This window comes from Pseudomonas alkylphenolica, from assembly GCF_004025535.1.
GTDB classification, from domain to species: domain Bacteria; phylum Pseudomonadota; class Gammaproteobacteria; order Pseudomonadales; family Pseudomonadaceae; genus Aquipseudomonas; species Aquipseudomonas alkylphenolica_A.
The window spans coordinates 1099885-1115826 of record NZ_QJRG01000047.1; the positions used below are offsets into that span (position 1 = coordinate 1099885).

10 protein-coding genes are annotated in these 15942 nt (G+C 61.2%); 5 read left to right on the plus strand and 5 right to left on the minus strand.

All coding sequences use genetic code 11. The annotated features are described in order from the left end of the window. Nucleotides 1-16 precede the first annotated feature (16 nt). Together DM813_RS20475 and DM813_RS20480 are read right to left on the minus strand one after the other, a co-directional pair. Nucleotides 17-2257: an Ig-like domain-containing protein gene (locus DM813_RS20475; RefSeq protein WP_128325185.1), complete on the minus strand. Its 2241-nt coding sequence runs from the start codon at nucleotides 2255-2257 to the stop codon at nucleotides 17-19. Nucleotides 2258-2292: 35 nt separating this feature from the next. Continuing rightward, the gene (locus DM813_RS20480; protein WP_128325186.1) at nucleotides 2293-3639 is read right to left on the minus strand and encodes a hypothetical protein; all 1347 of its coding nucleotides are present in this window, start codon (nucleotides 3637-3639) and stop codon (nucleotides 2293-2295) included. A 236-nt stretch (nucleotides 3640-3875) separates the two neighbouring features. Between DM813_RS20480 and DM813_RS20485 the strand changes: the two genes are divergently transcribed. The 5 genes from DM813_RS20485 to DM813_RS20505 all read left to right on the plus strand — a co-directional run bounded on the left by DM813_RS20485 (nucleotide 3876) and on the right by DM813_RS20505 (nucleotide 12300). Further along, the gene (locus tag DM813_RS20485) at nucleotides 3876-5345 is read left to right on the plus strand and encodes a sensor histidine kinase (protein WP_128325187.1); all 1470 of its coding nucleotides are present in this window, start codon (nucleotides 3876-3878) and stop codon (nucleotides 5343-5345) included. 176 nt (nucleotides 5346-5521) lie between these two features. Then, the gene (locus tag DM813_RS20490) at nucleotides 5522-8302 is read left to right on the plus strand and encodes a multicopper oxidase domain-containing protein (protein WP_128325188.1); all 2781 of its coding nucleotides are present in this window, start codon (nucleotides 5522-5524) and stop codon (nucleotides 8300-8302) included. Between the two features lie 17 nt (nucleotides 8303-8319). Beyond that, nucleotides 8320-9300, plus strand: coding sequence for an SCO family protein (locus DM813_RS20495; RefSeq protein ID WP_241653209.1), 981 nt, complete (start codon nucleotides 8320-8322; stop codon nucleotides 9298-9300). A gap of 107 nt (nucleotides 9301-9407) precedes the next feature. Further along, nucleotides 9408-10904 (plus strand): sensor histidine kinase, encoded by a 1497-nt coding sequence (locus tag DM813_RS20500; RefSeq protein WP_128325190.1) that lies wholly within the window; start codon nucleotides 9408-9410, stop codon nucleotides 10902-10904. After that, on the plus strand, nucleotides 10873-12300 hold the full coding sequence (locus DM813_RS20505) for a sigma-54-dependent transcriptional regulator (protein ID WP_128325191.1): 1428 nt from the start codon (nucleotides 10873-10875) through the stop codon (nucleotides 12298-12300). The genes DM813_RS20500 and DM813_RS20505 overlap by 32 nt, the downstream gene beginning before the upstream one ends. Before the next feature lie 40 nt (nucleotides 12301-12340). On the opposite strand, the gene DM813_RS20510 is transcribed toward DM813_RS20505, so the two are convergent. The 3 genes from DM813_RS20510 to DM813_RS20520 form a co-directional block, all read right to left on the minus strand. Continuing rightward, nucleotides 12341-13555, minus strand: a complete 1215-nt coding sequence (locus DM813_RS20510; protein ID WP_128325192.1) for a hypothetical protein — start codon at nucleotides 13553-13555, stop codon at nucleotides 12341-12343. Between the two features lie 95 nt (nucleotides 13556-13650). Next, nucleotides 13651-14115 (minus strand): VOC family protein, encoded by a 465-nt coding sequence (locus DM813_RS20515; protein ID WP_128325193.1) that lies wholly within the window; start codon nucleotides 14113-14115, stop codon nucleotides 13651-13653. A gap of 108 nt (nucleotides 14116-14223) precedes the next feature. Then, on the minus strand, nucleotides 14224-15843 hold the full coding sequence (locus DM813_RS20520; protein ID WP_128325194.1) for an NADP-dependent glyceraldehyde-3-phosphate dehydrogenase: 1620 nt from the start codon (nucleotides 15841-15843) through the stop codon (nucleotides 14224-14226). Nucleotides 15844-15942 lie beyond the last annotated feature (99 nt).

The window sequence follows — 15942 nt, forward strand, 5'->3', positions numbered from 1 at the left end:
GTCGAATCTCCCGGGTTTACTGCACGACAACCGGCACGGTACGGACAGTGCCCTGGCTGCTACGGATCGTCGCCGACGGTGTTGCTGTCGGGATCACCGTGGTGGTGTTGCTTACCGTCAACCGCCAGCGTCCGGTCAGCGGAACGGTGGTGGTGCCGAGGGTGACCAGCCCGGTCGGGGTGGTGACCTGGACGGTGATGGTGTTACCGGTGGTCACCGACGAGGTGCCGGAGAAGTCCCAGTTGAAGCGGTTGTTGGAACGCGCCGCGACGGTGGCGGTGGTGACCGCAAACGTCTCTGCCGCTGGCCGTGGCGAGACCTGTACGGTGACCGTTGCCGGTGCCGACAGGGCGCCGAGGCTGTCCCGGGCGATGTAGCTGAAGGTGGCGGCAAAGGCTGCCGTGACGGTGGCCGGTGGGGTGTAAGTGACCTGGGTGCCGTCGGTGGTCACCGTGCCGCGTCCAGGGGCGGGTTGGGTGACACTGTTGACTGCCAGGGGCACGTTGCCTTCCGGATCGGTGTCGTTGGCCAGCACGTTGATCGGCAGTGCGACACCGAGGGTGGCGGCAGTGTCGCCAACGGCGGTTGGGGCCTGGTTAGGTGCGACGTTGACCGTCACGGTGGTGACCGCAGACTTCAGTCCTTTGTTGTCCTGGGCACGGTAGGTGAAGGTCGCGACCATCGGCGCGTTGACCACCGCTGGCGGGGTGTAGACCACGGCAGCGCTGCCGCTGAGGGCGACCGTGCCCTGGCCGGTTGCCGGCTGGGTAAGGTCGGTGATGGTCAGCGGCACGTTGGCGTCCGGGTCGCTGTCGTTGGCCAGCAGGTTCAGGGTCAGCGGTACACCAAAGCTGGTGCTGCCCACGTCTGCTTGCGCGACCGGTGCCTTGTTTTCCGCTTCGGCCGGGGCGTTGCCGACGATCACCACCGCCTCGGTGTCACTGCCACCGGCAGCCGACTTGATGGTGACAGTGGCGGGTGGCTGCGGCAGGTCATTGACGGTCAGTGTTTGCAGGTTGCCCGACCTGGACATGCGGCCATAGCCTTGGGCGACCATGTCCGGCGGTTGCACTTCGTCACTGGAGCGGGCTTCGATGTGCAGGCGTTTGTGGGCCCAGTCGTACTGTGCGGTCTCCACTTTGACCACGTCGGTAAGCTTGCGTGACAAGGCGGTAGGGCGCAGTGCGGAAGTCGGGTCGGTCGCCGTCACGACAATCACTGGCGGTGGCGCGGCGCTGCTTAAATGGTTGGCGAAGAACAGGCCATTTTCGTCGGACCGCAAGTCGAACTTGCACGGCGTAGGCGGGGTGCCAGGGACCAGTGCCAGGGTGTCACGGAAACACAGGGTGGCGGTGCTCGGCGCCTTGGCATACACCTCGACCCGGGTGCCGAGCGAGTTGCGCCGGTAGGTGGCACGTTCCAGTTCGGCAGCAATCTGTTTGCGATTGTCATAGATCTTGCCGGACACGGTAAAGAGGTTGGTCTCGATTTTCCCGGGGGGGCCCTCGATACGTACAAAGTTTGTATTGTACGGGCTGCCGGTCACCGCTTCGGTCAGGTTCGGATCGCCGACAAAACGTTCGACCTCACCCGTATCCGGGTTGACCGCCGTGTAGGGGGTGTTAACGGCGTTGACGCTTTGCAGGAACGGGCCGAGTGCGCCATTGAGTACGCCGCCAAAGTTGCCCGGTGCACCGATACCGACGTCGCGGGTGATGTTGATGGCGCGCCGTCCGGGGGTGGTGACGTTAACCGTCTCGACGCCATAGGGGTGGGTGATTTTGTAGGTACCGGCCTGCGGTACCGAGACGCGAATACGGATGCGGGCGAAACTTTGCTGGTCACCATCGACCGGGTTCTCGGAAGCGAACGCGGCTTCGATACCCGCCACGTACACATCCATTTCATAGCCGCTGTTGCCGACGGCCGGGATCGAGGTTTCCGCCAGGTACCAGAACATTTCCGGTGGCCAGTTATCCGGAAACACCAGAGGCAGTGCATCGTCATAGATGCCGGGTTCGGGCAGCAACGTACACATATAGGCCGGGGGAACCGAAGCGGGTACCCGGGTACTGACAGCCCTCGACTGGCACAGCTCCATGGCCAGGTCATTGCTGTCCTGGTACCACATTGGATAGCGCCCCGTGGCGAGGGTGTAAGGGCCAGGGTCGACAGCCTTGAGCGCGGCCCAGGCGCTGCCGGTCAGCGTAAGGGAAAGCCCGGCGGCGCACAGGGCCAGGCGTGGCCAGTTGTTCATGTTGCCTCCTGCTACGGAACGTGGCGTGATGATGTTCATGGCACGAGCTCCACTTCTTCGCTGTCGCTACCACCTTTGGTACTGCTCACCGTGACCGTGGCCGGAGGAATCGGCGTGTGTCGGGTGGTGAACGACTTGACTGCGCCATCGCCGCTCAGGTCGCTGATCGGCACACCATTGCCGGTGGTGGCTGTGAGGTCGGTGGCACTGGTTTCATCACTGGTTGAAGCAACCACGGTCAGCTCGCCGGAAGACAAGCTGTACTCGGCACGCTGGATGACGACCAGGTCGGTCAGTGGCAGGGTCAGGGTGGTCGGGGTGTTACTGGCGATTGCCAACTGGTTGTCGGCGGTCACCTGCAGGTTCACCGGCAGGGTGGGATTGAGCGCCGACTGGCCATACCAGGCACCGGTGCCGTTGGCTTCGGTGAGGCTCAGGGTCGGGGTCTGGCTGATCAGCGTGGCTGTACCCGGTGGTGGCGGCGCCTGCACGAAGACGTCTTGCTGGGCATGCAGGACGCCGTCCTCTTCGTGGCGTGAATAGGTGCTGCGCTGGGCAATGACCGGGGTAGGGCGTACGGTCTCGGAGAGTTTCCCGGAGATCGAGAACAGCGTGGTGCGCAAGTCCAGGCCGTTGGGGCCTTCGATGCGTACGAAGTTGGTGTTGAACGGACTGCCGGTGACCGCTTCGTTGAGGTTCGGGTCGCCGATAAAGCGCTCACTGACACCGGTTTCCGGGTTGCGTTCGGTATAGGGGCCACCCACACCACGCAGGAACGGGCCGACATCACCTTTCAGGGCACCGGTGTAGGTTTTCGGCGAGCCGATGCCGATGTCGCGGGTCATGTTGATCGCGCGACGTCCGCCGGCGGGCACATCGAACACTTCAACGCCGTAGGGGTGGGTGACGATGTAGGTGCCTGCAGTTGGCACATCCACGCGAATACGTACGCGGGCAAAACTGACCTGGTCGCCATCATGCACATCTTCAGCAGCGAAGGCCGCCTCGATCGCGGTACCGTAGCTCAGGTCTATGCCACGTGCAGCGTCGACAATCGCCGCATCGGCGGTGAACCAGAAGGTTTCGTCGGGATAGTTATCAGGGAATGCGATGGGTTGGGTGTCGTCGAAGACACCCGGTGCCGGATTCAGTACGCACATGTACGAAGGCGCACCGGGGGCGCCGGCCACCCGTGAGCTGACTGCCTTGGTCAGACACAGGTCGAGTACCCGGCCATGAGTGTCTTGGTACCAGGCCGCAAAACCACCGGTAGCCGGTGTGTAAGGCCCGGGGTCAACGTCGTACAGCGCGGCCTGGGCCGGTGCCTGGGTCAGGCTGGCCAGTACCAGCAAGGCCAGTGGGTGGGGCGTTGGACGGTGCATGAGTGTTCCCTCTCGCGTGTGGGCCCATGGACTTGGGTCGTCTGCTGAGGGTTTGGCAACATCCGTACCAACATGCTCAAAGCCTTGTGTGGCCTGGCTTGCAGCAAAAATCCGGGGTGCTGGAATGCGCGCCTATCGGGGCCGGAGCCCCAGGGTTGGGGGCAAACGGGGGAGCGTGCGGGGCAATCGGAATTAACTGCGCTATAAGATAAGAAGTCATCTGCCTGGAGTTTGCGATGGACCTGCAATCACGCCTGGAGTCGTCATCCCTGCCAGCAAGCGAGCACCGTCCGGTAGCCAGCAAACGGCCGTTCAACCTGCTGCGCTGGTATGCCTTTGTCAGCCTGGCGATCATCCTGTCGGTGGCAGTAGGCTTGGGCCTGATTTCCAGTCGCTTCGTGATCAACGAGAGCATCGAGCGCGACGCCTTGCTGACGGCCCAGTTCATTCAGTCCATCGCCCTGGCGGAAGTGCGTCATGTGTCCATTCCCAATGTGCGGACCATGGGTGAACTGCTCGACCCACGCCTCGATGAAAGCTTCCCCGACGTCAACCCGGAGGCGCGCCGCGCTGCCCGCGGCGAGTTTCTCGATCACATCGCTCATTTGCCCGACATGTTGCTGGCCAATATCTATGCGCCGGACCGGATCGTGATCTGGTCGAGTAACCCGGCGCTGGTAGGGCGCATGATCGAATCCGACGAAGACCTGGAGCGCGCATTCAACGACAAGATCCGGGTGTCGGCCAGTTACCACAGCGTTGATCAGGCGCGGGCCGAGCAAAAATTCATTACCCCGCCCGAGCACCTGTTCATCGAGAACTACATTCCGCTGTTCGATGCCGATGGCGTGAATGTCACCGCGATGGTCGAGATCTACAAAGAGCCGCGCGACCTGATCGGGCGTATCGAACGTGGCTTGATCCTGATCTGGATGGCCGTCGCGCTGGGGGCGACGCTGGTGTACAGCGGTCTGTACTGGCTGATGTACCGGGCCAACCGGCAATTGGCAGCGCAACAAAAGCGCTTGATCAACAATGAAACCTTCGTTGCCTTGGGTGAGATGTCGTCGGCGGTGGCGCACAGTCTGCGTAACCCGTTGGCGAGTATTCGTTCCAGTGCAGAGCTGGCCCAGGAAATCGAAGAGGGGCCGGCGCAGAAGAACATTGGTGACATCATCAGCCAGGTCGACCGCATGTCGCACTGGGTGCGGCAGTTGCTGCAATCCTTGCGGCCACTCAATGACGCCGCAGAAGTCGTGGAACTTGATCGCGTGTTGCAGGACAGCCTTCAGGCGTTCAGCTTGCAGCTCAAGCGTCAGGGTATCGAGGTTCGGCGCGATGACCTGGCCAACGTCAAGGTGCTGAGCCAGCCAGTGTTGCTGGGTCAGATTTTCAACAGCCTGATCGCCAATGCGCTGGAAGCCATGGGTGACGGCGGCACCTTGCGCGTCGAGCAGGTTCACCAAGGCCGCAAAACCCTGGTGTTGCGCCTGTGTGACAATGGCAAGGGCATGAGCGTCGAGCAGATGCGCATGGCCTTCAAGCCTTTTTACACCACCAAGCAGGGCGGATTAGGGGTCGGTCTGGTCCTGGTCAAGCGGATCATGGAGCGCTTTGGCGGGTCGGCGCGCCTGCACAGTCGTGAAGGCAAGGGTACCTGTATGCAACTGACTTTCCGGGTGGCGCGTGAGCCGGCGCCCAACTGATCGAACCCCTGTAGCAAGACCCGAAGCTGGGGGATGTTTTCCCCACTTTGTGCGGACATGGGGTGATAAGAGATTAAGTTAAGTAGCTGATATTTAACGACTACACATTTTGAAACATCTTTGGCCAAGTAATTGCAAATCGACATTAGCGGTTCGCAATCACTGGGTGAAAGATCATGATCAAACGCCTGCATTACCCCTTGGGCCTGAGTGCCGCTCTGGCCCTGTTGCTGGTAGCCGAAGTACCTGCCAGCCCGATTGACGACGTCGATCCGCCGGAGCCCGGCGACCCGTCGGCCTACACCGATGTTCCCGCTGACCCTGCGGCAGCCCTGATCAATTTACTGACGCTCCCCGAGGCCAACGTGGGTGCCTTTGATCTGCCTGAGGGTGAAGGCACGCGTGACACCCCACGCCAGGAAAACGAGCGACCGCCCGCGTTGCAAACGTCGTTCAACTACCCCACCAACGGTGCCCCGAGCCCGATGTTTGGCGCGCAGCCCTTCAGCCAGCAATTGCTGTTGTTCGAAGAGTTCGGCCCGACGCGCCTCGACCCGACCACGCCCTCCGGGTTACTGGTGTTCCCGGCCCCGACCACGGGCCCGGCGCCGCAACAAGACCCTGTCAGCGTGACGCGCAGCGCACCCAATGGGCCGCAGCTGGACGCCTTTCTCAAACAGCCTGGCCTGACGCCATTCCCCAGCCAGTTTGCCAACGTGGTCGACCGTAACCCCTGGCAGGCGCAGATCGAGCAGTTTCTCAACCGGCACATCGGCGCGCCAGCCGAAGGGCGCCCACCGGGAAAAGGCTGGTCGCACCAGCGCTGGAACGAGTTCTACCCGCAGGCGGCCTACAAGACGGCCCAGGCCGGGGCGCGTATCAATGGTGGCCTGCGTGACGCCATGCAGATGCACCGCTACAGCGTGGGTGAGTTCGGCCCTGGCGGGCTGTACTACAACACCGCCGGACAACCCAATACCCAAGGCACCACCAAGGGCATCGATACCCGCTTTCATCCCAACATGCCACTGCAGGATCACAAGTCGGTGTGGACGTTTGACGGCACCCTGCCGCCCAAGCTGTTGATGGTGCGCTATGGCCAACCGTTGTTGATGCGTCATTACAATGCCTTGCCGATCGACCCGGCAGCCAACCACGGCTTTGGCCTGCATACCATCAGCACCCATGAGCACAACGGTCACTCGCCGGCAGAGAGCGACGGTTACGCCAATGCGTTTTTCTTCCCCGGGCAGTACTACGACTATCGCTGGCCGCTGCAACTGGCCGGTTACGACAGCATCAACACCCGTGCTGAAGACCCGCGTGCCGCGTTCCCTTGCACACCAGGGGAAAAACTCTGGGTCAACGATGCCCAGCCCGGGCTCAAGACCTGCGACAACGGCAGCATCAAAATACGTGGCGACTGGCGCGAGACCATGAGTACCCACTGGTTCCACGACCACATGCTCGATTTCACCGCGCAGAATGTCTACAAGGGCAATGCGGCGATGATGAACTACTACAGCGCCCTGGATCGCGGCAATGAAGCCTTCGACGATGGCGTCAACCTGCGCTTGCCAAGCGGCTCGGCGCTGTCGTGGGGCAACCGCGACTATGACGTCAACCTGGTGATTGCCGACAAGGCCTGGGGCGCGAACGGGCAGTTGTGGTTCAACCCGTTCAACACCGATGGTTTTCTCGGCGACCAGGTGCTGGTCAACTGGCAGTACAAGCCTTACCTCGACGTACGCGCCCGCAGTTACCGTTTCCGCATCCTCAACGGTTCGGTGTCGCGCTATTTCAAACTGGCACTGGTGCGTGAGATCAAAGGCAGCGGCGGTGAGTTTCCCGGGCCCAAAGGTTCGGGGCTGTCGTACGCACGGGTGCCGTTCCACATGATCGCCAACGACGGCAACATCATGGAGCATGCCGTGCCGTTTGACGGCAGCATGGACCTGGACGCTGACGGTGACCGCCAGAACCACAACGCGATCCTGCCGACGCAGGGCATCGCCGAGCGCTTCGACATCATCGTCAACTTTGCCAAGAGCGGGATCAAAGCGGGCGACAAACTGTTCTTCGTCAACCTCAAGGCGCACGACACTGGCAAGGGGCCCAAGGAAGACATCGAACTGGCCGACGTGCTGTCGGAGAAATACCTGGCGGTGATCAAGCAGACCAGCAAAGGCCCGCAATGGGACAGGGGCGACCCGGCGGTGGGCAAGGTGCTGCAGCTCAATGTCAAAGCCTATACCGGCCAGGACCTGGCCATGGACCCGGCAGCGTATGAACCGGCCAAACCGGGCAAGGCGGTAGGCAAGGTGATGATTCCGCTCAAGCTGCACCGTGACAACCCGGCTGATCAGGCGCTGCTGGCACAAGCCCGGCACCGCACGTTCATCTTCGGTCGTTCCGACGGTACCGACAAAGTGCCATGGACGATCAAGACCGATGGCAACCTGGGCTACAGCATGGACCCTCGCCGGCTCAGTGCGGCAACCAAGCTGGCCACCGGGCCGACCGATGCCGGCGCCAGCAACTTCGGCACCCTGGAAGTGTGGAAAATCCAGAATGGCGGCAATGGCTGGAGCCACCCGGTGCATGTGCACTTCGAGGAGGGCATCATCCTCAGCCGCGGCGGCAAGGCCCCGCCGGAATGGGAAAAATGGGCACGCAAGGATGTGTACCGCATCGGCACCGAAAAAGACGGCCTGGACAACGTCGAACTGGCGATCAACTTCCGCGAATTCGCCGGCACCTACATGGAGCACTGCCACAACACCCAGCATGAGGACAACTCGATGCTGCTGCGTTGGGACATCGAGCACCCGGGCCAGTTGCAGATGATGCCTACGCCGTTGCCGAGCTGGGATGGCGTGCAGTACATCAACTCAGCCGCACTGCCGACCTGGCGCGTGGGGGATGGCTTCGGTCCACAGGTCAAGGTCACCCAATAAGCCAAGGAGCGTGCATGATGAAGCGATTGTCACTGTGGTTCGGCACCGTATTGCTGTGCTGGGCCCTCCAGGGGCTGGCGGAGGAGGCCACCCCCTGGGGCGCGGGGTATTTCCCCAATACCGTGCTGACCGATCAGGACGGGCAGCAACTGCGTTTTTTTGATGACCTGATCAAGGACAAAGTAGTGGTCATCAATTTCGTCTTCACCGGGTGTGGCGATTCCTGCCCGCTGGAAACCGCACGCTTGCGCCAGGTCCAGCAACTGCTGGGGGATCGGGTCGGCCACGATGTGTTTTTCTACTCGATCAGCATTGATCCGCTAAGCGATACGCCCGAGGTGCTCAAAGCCTATGCCGCGCGTTTCAAGGTAGGGCCGGGCTGGCGCTTCCTGACCGGTGACATCGACCAGATCAACGAACTGCGCCGGCGCCTGGGGTTGTTTATCGAGGGCGTGGACAATGGCCGTAGCCGCGATCACAACCTGAGCCTGATCGTGGGTAACCAGGCAACCGGTCGCTGGATGAAGGCCTCACCCTTTGAAAACCCGTGGATTCTTGCCGATCAACTGGCGAACAGCCTGCAGAACTGGAAGCAGGCCAGCGAAGGCGAAAGCTATGCCGACGCACCGCAGATTCGCCCGCCCAGCAGTGGCGAGGAGTTGTTCCGTACCCGTTGTGCGGCGTGCCACAGTGTCGGCCCGCAAGACGGGCAGGGCATCGGCATGCGCGCGGTCGGGCCGGATCTGCTCGGGGTAACTCAACGGCGCGACCGGGCCTGGTTAAGCCGCTGGATTCGCGAACCGGACCGTATGCTGGCCGAGCGTGAAGCGTTGGCGGTATCGCTGTTTGAGCAGTACAACCGGGTGGCGATGCCCAACCTGCGGTTGAACCAGCAAGATACCGACAATCTGCTTGAATTTCTGGACAAGGAAACCCAGCGCCAAGGCGCCTTGGAACAGGCCAACGCTGCGGAAACCGGGGCTGCCAGCGCGCAGTAGAGGCAAAACACTATCACTTTGGCAGTAATCATTAGTATTGATGTAAAACAGCCGGCGCTGGCTGGGCTATAAATTGTAAGAAAAAACAGCCCGCCAGGAAGAACCCGATGCAGGTGCTGAATAAGAAACTGGCCGATGAGGGCCGTGATCCAAATGCAGTCTCCGATCCTGTACCGCGCGAGTTCAATCTGCTGCGCTGGTTTTCAGTGGTCAGCCTGTTGATCATTGCCACGGTGGCGGTGGGCCTGGGTTATGTCTCGACGCGCTTCGTGGTCAACGACAGCGTCGAGCGTGATGCCATGCTCACCGCCGAGTTCATCCAGGCCATGGCCAAGGCAGAGGTGCGCCATTCGCGAATTCCGCCGGGCACCACCATGGCCCAGTTGCTCGACCCGCGCATGGACAATCAGCATCCGGGGATCAGTGCCGATCTGGCGGCCTCGACCCGTATCGAGTTTCTCGATCATGTCGAGCACCTGCCCGACACCCTCCTTTCCAATGTCTATGCCCTGGACCGTACCATTGTCTGGTCCACCAACCCTGAGCTGGTAGGCAAGAAAATCGAGGCCGACGACGACCTCGACGAGTCTTTCAATTCGCAGAAGCCGGTATCGGCCAGTTACCACAAGGCGGATGAAGACCGCGATGAGCAGAAGTTTTTGCGCGAGCCGGAATACCTGTTCATCGAAAACTACATTCCCATGTTTGATGAGACGGGCACCCGGGTGTTGTCGATGGTGGAGGTGTACAAAGAGCCACAGGACCTGGTACGCCGCATCCAGCGCGGCTACGTGCTGATCTGGGCCTCGACCCTGATTGGCGGCGCGCTGATCTACTTTGGCCTGTTCTGGATTGTGCGTCGCGCTGCCAGCCTTTTACGCACCCAGCAGACCCAGCTGGTGGCCAGCGAGACCTTCGTCGCCCTGGGCGAGATGTCGTCGGCGGTGGCCCACAGTTTGCGCAACCCGCTGGCTACCATCCGCTCCAGCGCCGAGCTGGCTCAGGAAGTTGCCAGTGACCGCTCGCAAAAGAATATCGGCGACATCATCAGCCAGGTCGACCGTATGTCGCGCTGGGTGCGTGAGCTACTGGTGTCGTTGCGGCCGTTGAAGGACGATGCGGAAGCCGTTGACCTGGTGGCGGCGCTTGAGGATACCTGCAGTGCGTTCGCCCAGCAGACCGAGCGCACCAAGGTACAACTGAGCGTCAGCGCTCCGCCGGTTGCCCTGGTGGTGAGCCAGCCGGTGTTGCTCACGCAGATTCTCAACAGTTTGTTTTCCAATGCCCTGGAGGCTATGCCCAACGGCGGCCGGCTGACACTCGAGGTGCTGGAGCTGGAGAGCGAACGCAAGGTCCAGCTAACCTTCAGTGATACCGGCAAGGGCATGAGCCAGCAGCAGGAGCGCATGGTCTTCAAACCGTTTTTTACCACCAAGCAAGGCGGCCTGGGTGTCGGGCTGGTGCTGGTCAAACGAATAATGGAGCGGTTTGGCGGTGCGGTCACTCTGACCAGTCGCGAGGAGGAAGGAACCCGTGTTTGCCTAACGTTTAATGTTGCAACGGGAGGGGACCATGGAGCAGAGCATCCTGGTAGTGGAGGATGATGAAATCCTCGCGGAAAATATTCAGACCTATCTGGAGCGCAAGGGGTTTGAGGTCACGGTGTGTCACAGTGCCGAACAGGCTCTGGAGCAATTGCAGCAGTGCCAACCTGATGCGGTGCTGACCGACAACTCGTTGCCGGGAATGAGCGGCCATGAGCTGATCAAGGCCCTGGCCGTGCGCGCGCCGGAGCTCAAGGTGATCATGATGACCGGCTACGGCAACGTCGAAGATGCCGTGCTGGCGATGAAGGAGGGGGCGTTTCATTACCTCACCAAACCGGTGGTGCTGGCCGAGCTCAAGCTGACGCTCGAGAAGGCGCTGGCCACCGAGCGTCTGGAGCGTACGCTGTCGTTCTATCAGGAGCGTGAAGCGCAGAAGTCTGGCGGCCAGTCGTTGATTGGCGAGTCGCCTGCAATGCTTGGGCTCAAGCACACGCTCAGGCAATTGCTCGATGCCGAGCGGCGCATGGCCAGCGGTGACTTGCCTCCGGTGTTGGTCGAAGGCGAAACCGGTACTGGCAAGGAGCTGGTGGCCCGTGCCCTGCATTTTGACGGTGCGCGTGCGAAGGGGCCTTTTATCGAATTCAACTGCGCCTCGATTCCCGCCAATTTGCTGGAGGCCGAACTCTTCGGTCATGAGAAGGGCGCCTTTACCGATGCCAAAGACCGTCGTGTGGGGCTGGTCGAAGCGGCCGATGGCGGTACGCTGTTTCTAGACGAAATCGGTGAAATGGACCTGATACTCCAGGCCAAATTGCTGAAGTTGCTGGAAGACCGCACCATTCGCCGCATTGGTGCGGTGAAAGAGCGCAAAGTCGACCTGCGCATTATCAGCGCGACGAACTGCAACCTTGAACAGATGGTGCAACAGGGCAAGTTCCGTCGCGATCTGTTCTTTCGTTTGCGCATTATCTCGATCAAGGTTCCCAGGCTGTATGCCCGTGGTGAAGACATCCTGCTGCTGGCGCGGCACTTCCTTGCCTTGCATGGCAAGCGCTACGGCAAATCGCACCTTTACTTCAGCCCCGAAGCCGAGGAGTTGCTGCTCAATTACAGCTGGCCGGGCAACGTCCGCGAACTGCGCAACATGCTCGAGCAAACCGTGTTGCTCGCACCGGTGGAGGAAATCGGCCCGCACCAGCTCAATGTCTGCATGAGCCTTGTCGATGAGCCCTTCGATCCGCCCATACCGATGCCCCATGAACATCACAGCATGGGCGAGGTACCGGGTACTACCAGCCTGCCAGAGGTGGAGCGCGACATGGTGCGCAAGATGCTGGATCGCACCGACTGGAATGTCACCAAATCGGCCCGGTTGCTGGGGCTCAGCCGTGACATGCTGCGCTACCGCATCGAGAAACTCGGGCTGACCCGGCCCGACAAGCGGCAGTGGTGACTGCGACCGCTGCGCGCTCGATCGCAGGCTTCGCCAGCTCCTACAGGATGTCAGTGGGGGAGTTGGCGCGACCGCGCATGAAGAAACCGGCGACGTATTTGCGGAAGGTGTCCAGGCTCTTGAAGTCGGCATAGCGCTTGAAAGTTTCGCCTTCGGGTTCCGGCCCTACTGGCCGGTCGGTCAGCGAAACTGACAGCACTCGATCCTGATCGGAGCTCAGTACCAATGCATCCATGCCCTGGCCGCCGATGACCGGGCGGCGCAGAATTACCCGCACGCCCTTACTGGCCATCCAGTCGATCAACGAGACCAGCATCTTCAATGGCTCGCGTTCCTCATCACGGAATACCGGAAACAGCTGCCCACGCGACAGCACCGGCACGCTGGCAACATGAATCAACTCGTAAAAATGGCTGCCCGCGCTGGTGGGGGAGTAGATGGCCAACGCCAGCAACGGCCCCGGCGTCTTGCTGCCGCCCCACAACAAATGATGGCCCTGGAAGTCGAAGCCATCTTCGTTGCGCTCGTTGTACACCTTGCGCGTTTTGATCTGGCTGACGCAATCGAGCATCAAGCCGTAACGGCGGTGGTTGCCAAAGGCACTGGAATCGCGCAGCCGGGCCTTGAGCATCATCATGTGCTTCATGTCCAGGCGGGTTTCCAGGTAATTGCTGGCCGGCACCCGCTCGATCAAGGGGTAGCGGCTGGCGACACTGCGCAGTTCGGCAAACTGCCCGGTGAGGTCTTTTTTCAGGTGAGTGGCGTAAACATTGAGGCCACTGGCTTCAATCAGCGTCAGCAGCAAAGACAACAAGCGGTGCTGATCCCGCGTGTCGCCGCTGACGTTTCGCGCTTCCTCGTCGCCGGTCGCGGCGCGGCGGAAATCACTGATCAGGCGCAGTGGCGTATCCGGTGCCAGCCATGCTGCCGGCAGGGTGTCGGCATCATCGGGCCGACCGGCCTCACGCTCATCCTTGATGAAGGCGCAATCCGGGGCGTGCTCGGCTGTGCCGGGGTTGTTCTTGAGGAACAGCGTACCGGTGTTGCCATTGAGGTTGACGTTGAGAATCGGCAGTGCCCGCGCCTGGCAGTCGCAGGCCAGCCAGTGCCCGGCAGCGCGGATCTTGATCAGTAGCTGATTGGCCTGCAGCAGGCGCGGGCCGGCCAGCGAGCCTTGCACAAATCCGCGCAGCAACTCGTCTTCGCCCGGAGTGAGGGTACGCACCAGCGCGGTATTCTTCTCGATGATTCGCATGACAATCCTTGGCAGCAGCACGTTACAAGCTGCAAGTAAAAGCGCTACCCGCTCTTGCTTGCAGCTTATCGCTGATAGCTTGCAGCTTGTGCGGCCTACGAGGCAAACATCTTGGCGGCGCGGGCGCGGATTTCTTCCACCGACACATCTTCTACATGGGAGGAGACGAACCAGAGGTTGCCGAAGGGGTCCTTAAGGGTCCCGCTACGGTCACCGTAAAACTGGTTTTCGACAGCCCGCAACGGCGTTCCTCCAGCCTTGATTGCCTGGGCATAAACCGCATCGACATCCTCGACATACAGGTGCAGGCCAATGGCGGCGGCGTTCAGCGACTGGCTGCTGACCAGGCCGCCTTCCATGTCGCACGGGTCGGCCAGCATGATGGATGAGTTGCCAATCTTGAGTTCGGCGTGGCCAATACGGCCATCCGGGCTTTCCAGGCGGAACATCTCGACCGCACCGAAGGCGGCCTTGTAGAAGTCGATGGCTTTGCCGGCATCCTTGATGCCGAGGTAGGGGGTAATGCTGTGTTGTCCTTCGGGGATTGGTTTGACGGCCATTTTGTAGATCCTCCTTAGCGCGCCGCAGGGTGAATGGCGCGAAACTGTATATTTGTACAGTTTCGGCCATTGGGCAAATCAAAATCGGCGGCGCTGGACGGACGGCGGTCAGAAGATGTAGTCGGTCGTCAGGAAGCTCGAATCGCGATTGCGGATGATGTCGCTGATCAACTGCTTGTTGCTGTCCTGGAACTTGGTTGCGACCAGGGTGCGGATTGAAAACACCCGCAAGGCGTCATGCACCGACAAGGTGCCTTCGGCAGAGTTCTTGCGGCCGTTGAACGGGTAGGTGTCCGGGCCGCGCTGGCACTGGGCGTTGAGGTTGATGCGGCCGACCTGGTTGGCAAACGTGTCGACCAGGCGCCCGACCTCGGCCGGGTTGGTACCGAAGATGCTCAGTTGCTGGCCAAAGTCGGAGTCGAGCACGTAATCGATCACGGTCTGCAGGTCTGAATACGGCACCACCGGCACCACCGGGCCAAACTGCTCCTCCTGGTACACCCGCATCTGTGCGTTGACCGGGTACAGCAGCGCCGGGTAGAAAAACGAACCGCGACTGCTGCCGCCACCTTCGTTGAGCACCTGCGTGCCTTTTTCCACGGCGTCGGCCACCAGGCCATTGAGGTAATCGATTTTGCCGGCCTCCGGTAGCGGGGTCAGGCTCACACCCGGTTCCCAAGGCATGCCTGGCTTGAGGGCGGCCAGCTTACGCTGGAATCTGTCGAGAAAACTGTCCACCACATCGGTATGCACAAAGAGGATCTTCAGTGCGGTGCAGCGCTGACCGTTGAATGACAGCGCCCCGGTGACCGCCTCGTTGACGGCATTGTCCAGGTCGACTTCCGGTAGCACGATCCCGGGGTTCTTGGCATCCAGGCCCAGGGCTGCGCGCAGGCGGTGCGGGCGAGGGTGGAGCTTTTTCAGGTCGCTGGCGGCCTTGTTGGTGCCGATAAAGGCAAACACGTCGATCTTGCCGCTGGCCATCAATGCGCTGACGGTCTCGCGGCCGCGGCCATAGATGACGTTGATCACGCCGGCCGGGAAGCTGTCGCGGAAGGCTTCGAGCAACGGACGAATCAGCAGTACGCCGAACTTGGCCGGTTTGAACACCACCGTGTTGCCCATGATCAGTGCCGGAATGAGGGTGGTGAAGGTCTCGTTCAGCGGGTAGTTGTAAGGGCCCATGCACAAGGCCACACCCAGTGGTGCACGGCGGATCTGGCCGAGGGTGTCCTGTTCCAGTTCGAAGCGGCTGGAGCGCCGGTCGAGTTCCTTGAGGGCATTGATGGTGTCGACGATGTAGTCACAGGTGCGGTCGAACTCCTTTTCCGAGTCCTTGAGGTTTTTGCCGATTTCCCACATCAGCAGCTTGACCACAGCCTCACGCTGCTCGCGCATCTTGCCCAGAAAGGTCTCGACATGGCGGATGCGTTCGGCCACGCGCATCGTGGGCCAGGCACCGCGGCCTTTGTCGTAGGCGTGCACGGCCGCATCCAGGGCGGTCAGGGCGGTGTCGGCATCCAGCAACGGGGTACTGCCGAGAATGACCTGGCGCTCCTCGTCGTCCTCTTTGAGCCACACCGGGCTACGGACAGTAGCCAACGGGCCATCCCAATGCTGCAACTGGCCGTTTACCAGGTACTCGCGTTGCACCAGCGGCTCGCCCAGGCGATAGGCCTGGGGGATCTCGGCGGCAGAGGGAAACAGCGTATCGAGCAGACGGTCCATGGGCGCAGCACCTCTTGTAACGAGAGTGGGTGAAACGTTTCAGTTCGAGAATAACGCCAGTGCATTAAAAAAATCCAGCGTCGCTCAACATTGCGCCGA

Bases quoted from the DNA above. Each gene is read 5' to 3' on its own strand.
- DM813_RS20475 (WP_128325185.1), bottom strand. From the start codon at position 2,257: ATGAACAACTGGCCACGCCTGGCCCTGTGCGCCGCCGGGCTTTCCCTT.
- DM813_RS20480 (WP_128325186.1), bottom strand. From the start codon at position 3,639: ATGCACCGTCCAACGCCCCACCCACTGGCCTTGCTGGTACTGGCCAGC.
- DM813_RS20485 (WP_128325187.1), top strand. From the start codon at position 3,876: ATGGACCTGCAATCACGCCTGGAGTCGTCATCCCTGCCAGCAAGCGAG.
- DM813_RS20490 (WP_128325188.1), top strand. From the start codon at position 5,522: ATGATCAAACGCCTGCATTACCCCTTGGGCCTGAGTGCCGCTCTGGCC.
- DM813_RS20495 (WP_241653209.1), top strand. From the start codon at position 8,320: ATGAAGCGATTGTCACTGTGGTTCGGCACCGTATTGCTGTGCTGGGCC.
- DM813_RS20500 (WP_128325190.1), top strand. From the start codon at position 9,408: ATGCAGGTGCTGAATAAGAAACTGGCCGATGAGGGCCGTGATCCAAAT.
- DM813_RS20505 (WP_128325191.1), top strand. From the start codon at position 10,873: ATGGAGCAGAGCATCCTGGTAGTGGAGGATGATGAAATCCTCGCGGAA.
- DM813_RS20510 (WP_128325192.1), bottom strand. From the start codon at position 13,555: ATGCGAATCATCGAGAAGAATACCGCGCTGGTGCGTACCCTCACTCCG.
- DM813_RS20515 (WP_128325193.1), bottom strand. From the start codon at position 14,115: ATGGCCGTCAAACCAATCCCCGAAGGACAACACAGCATTACCCCCTAC.
- DM813_RS20520 (WP_128325194.1), bottom strand. From the start codon at position 15,843: ATGGACCGTCTGCTCGATACGCTGTTTCCCTCTGCCGCCGAGATCCCC.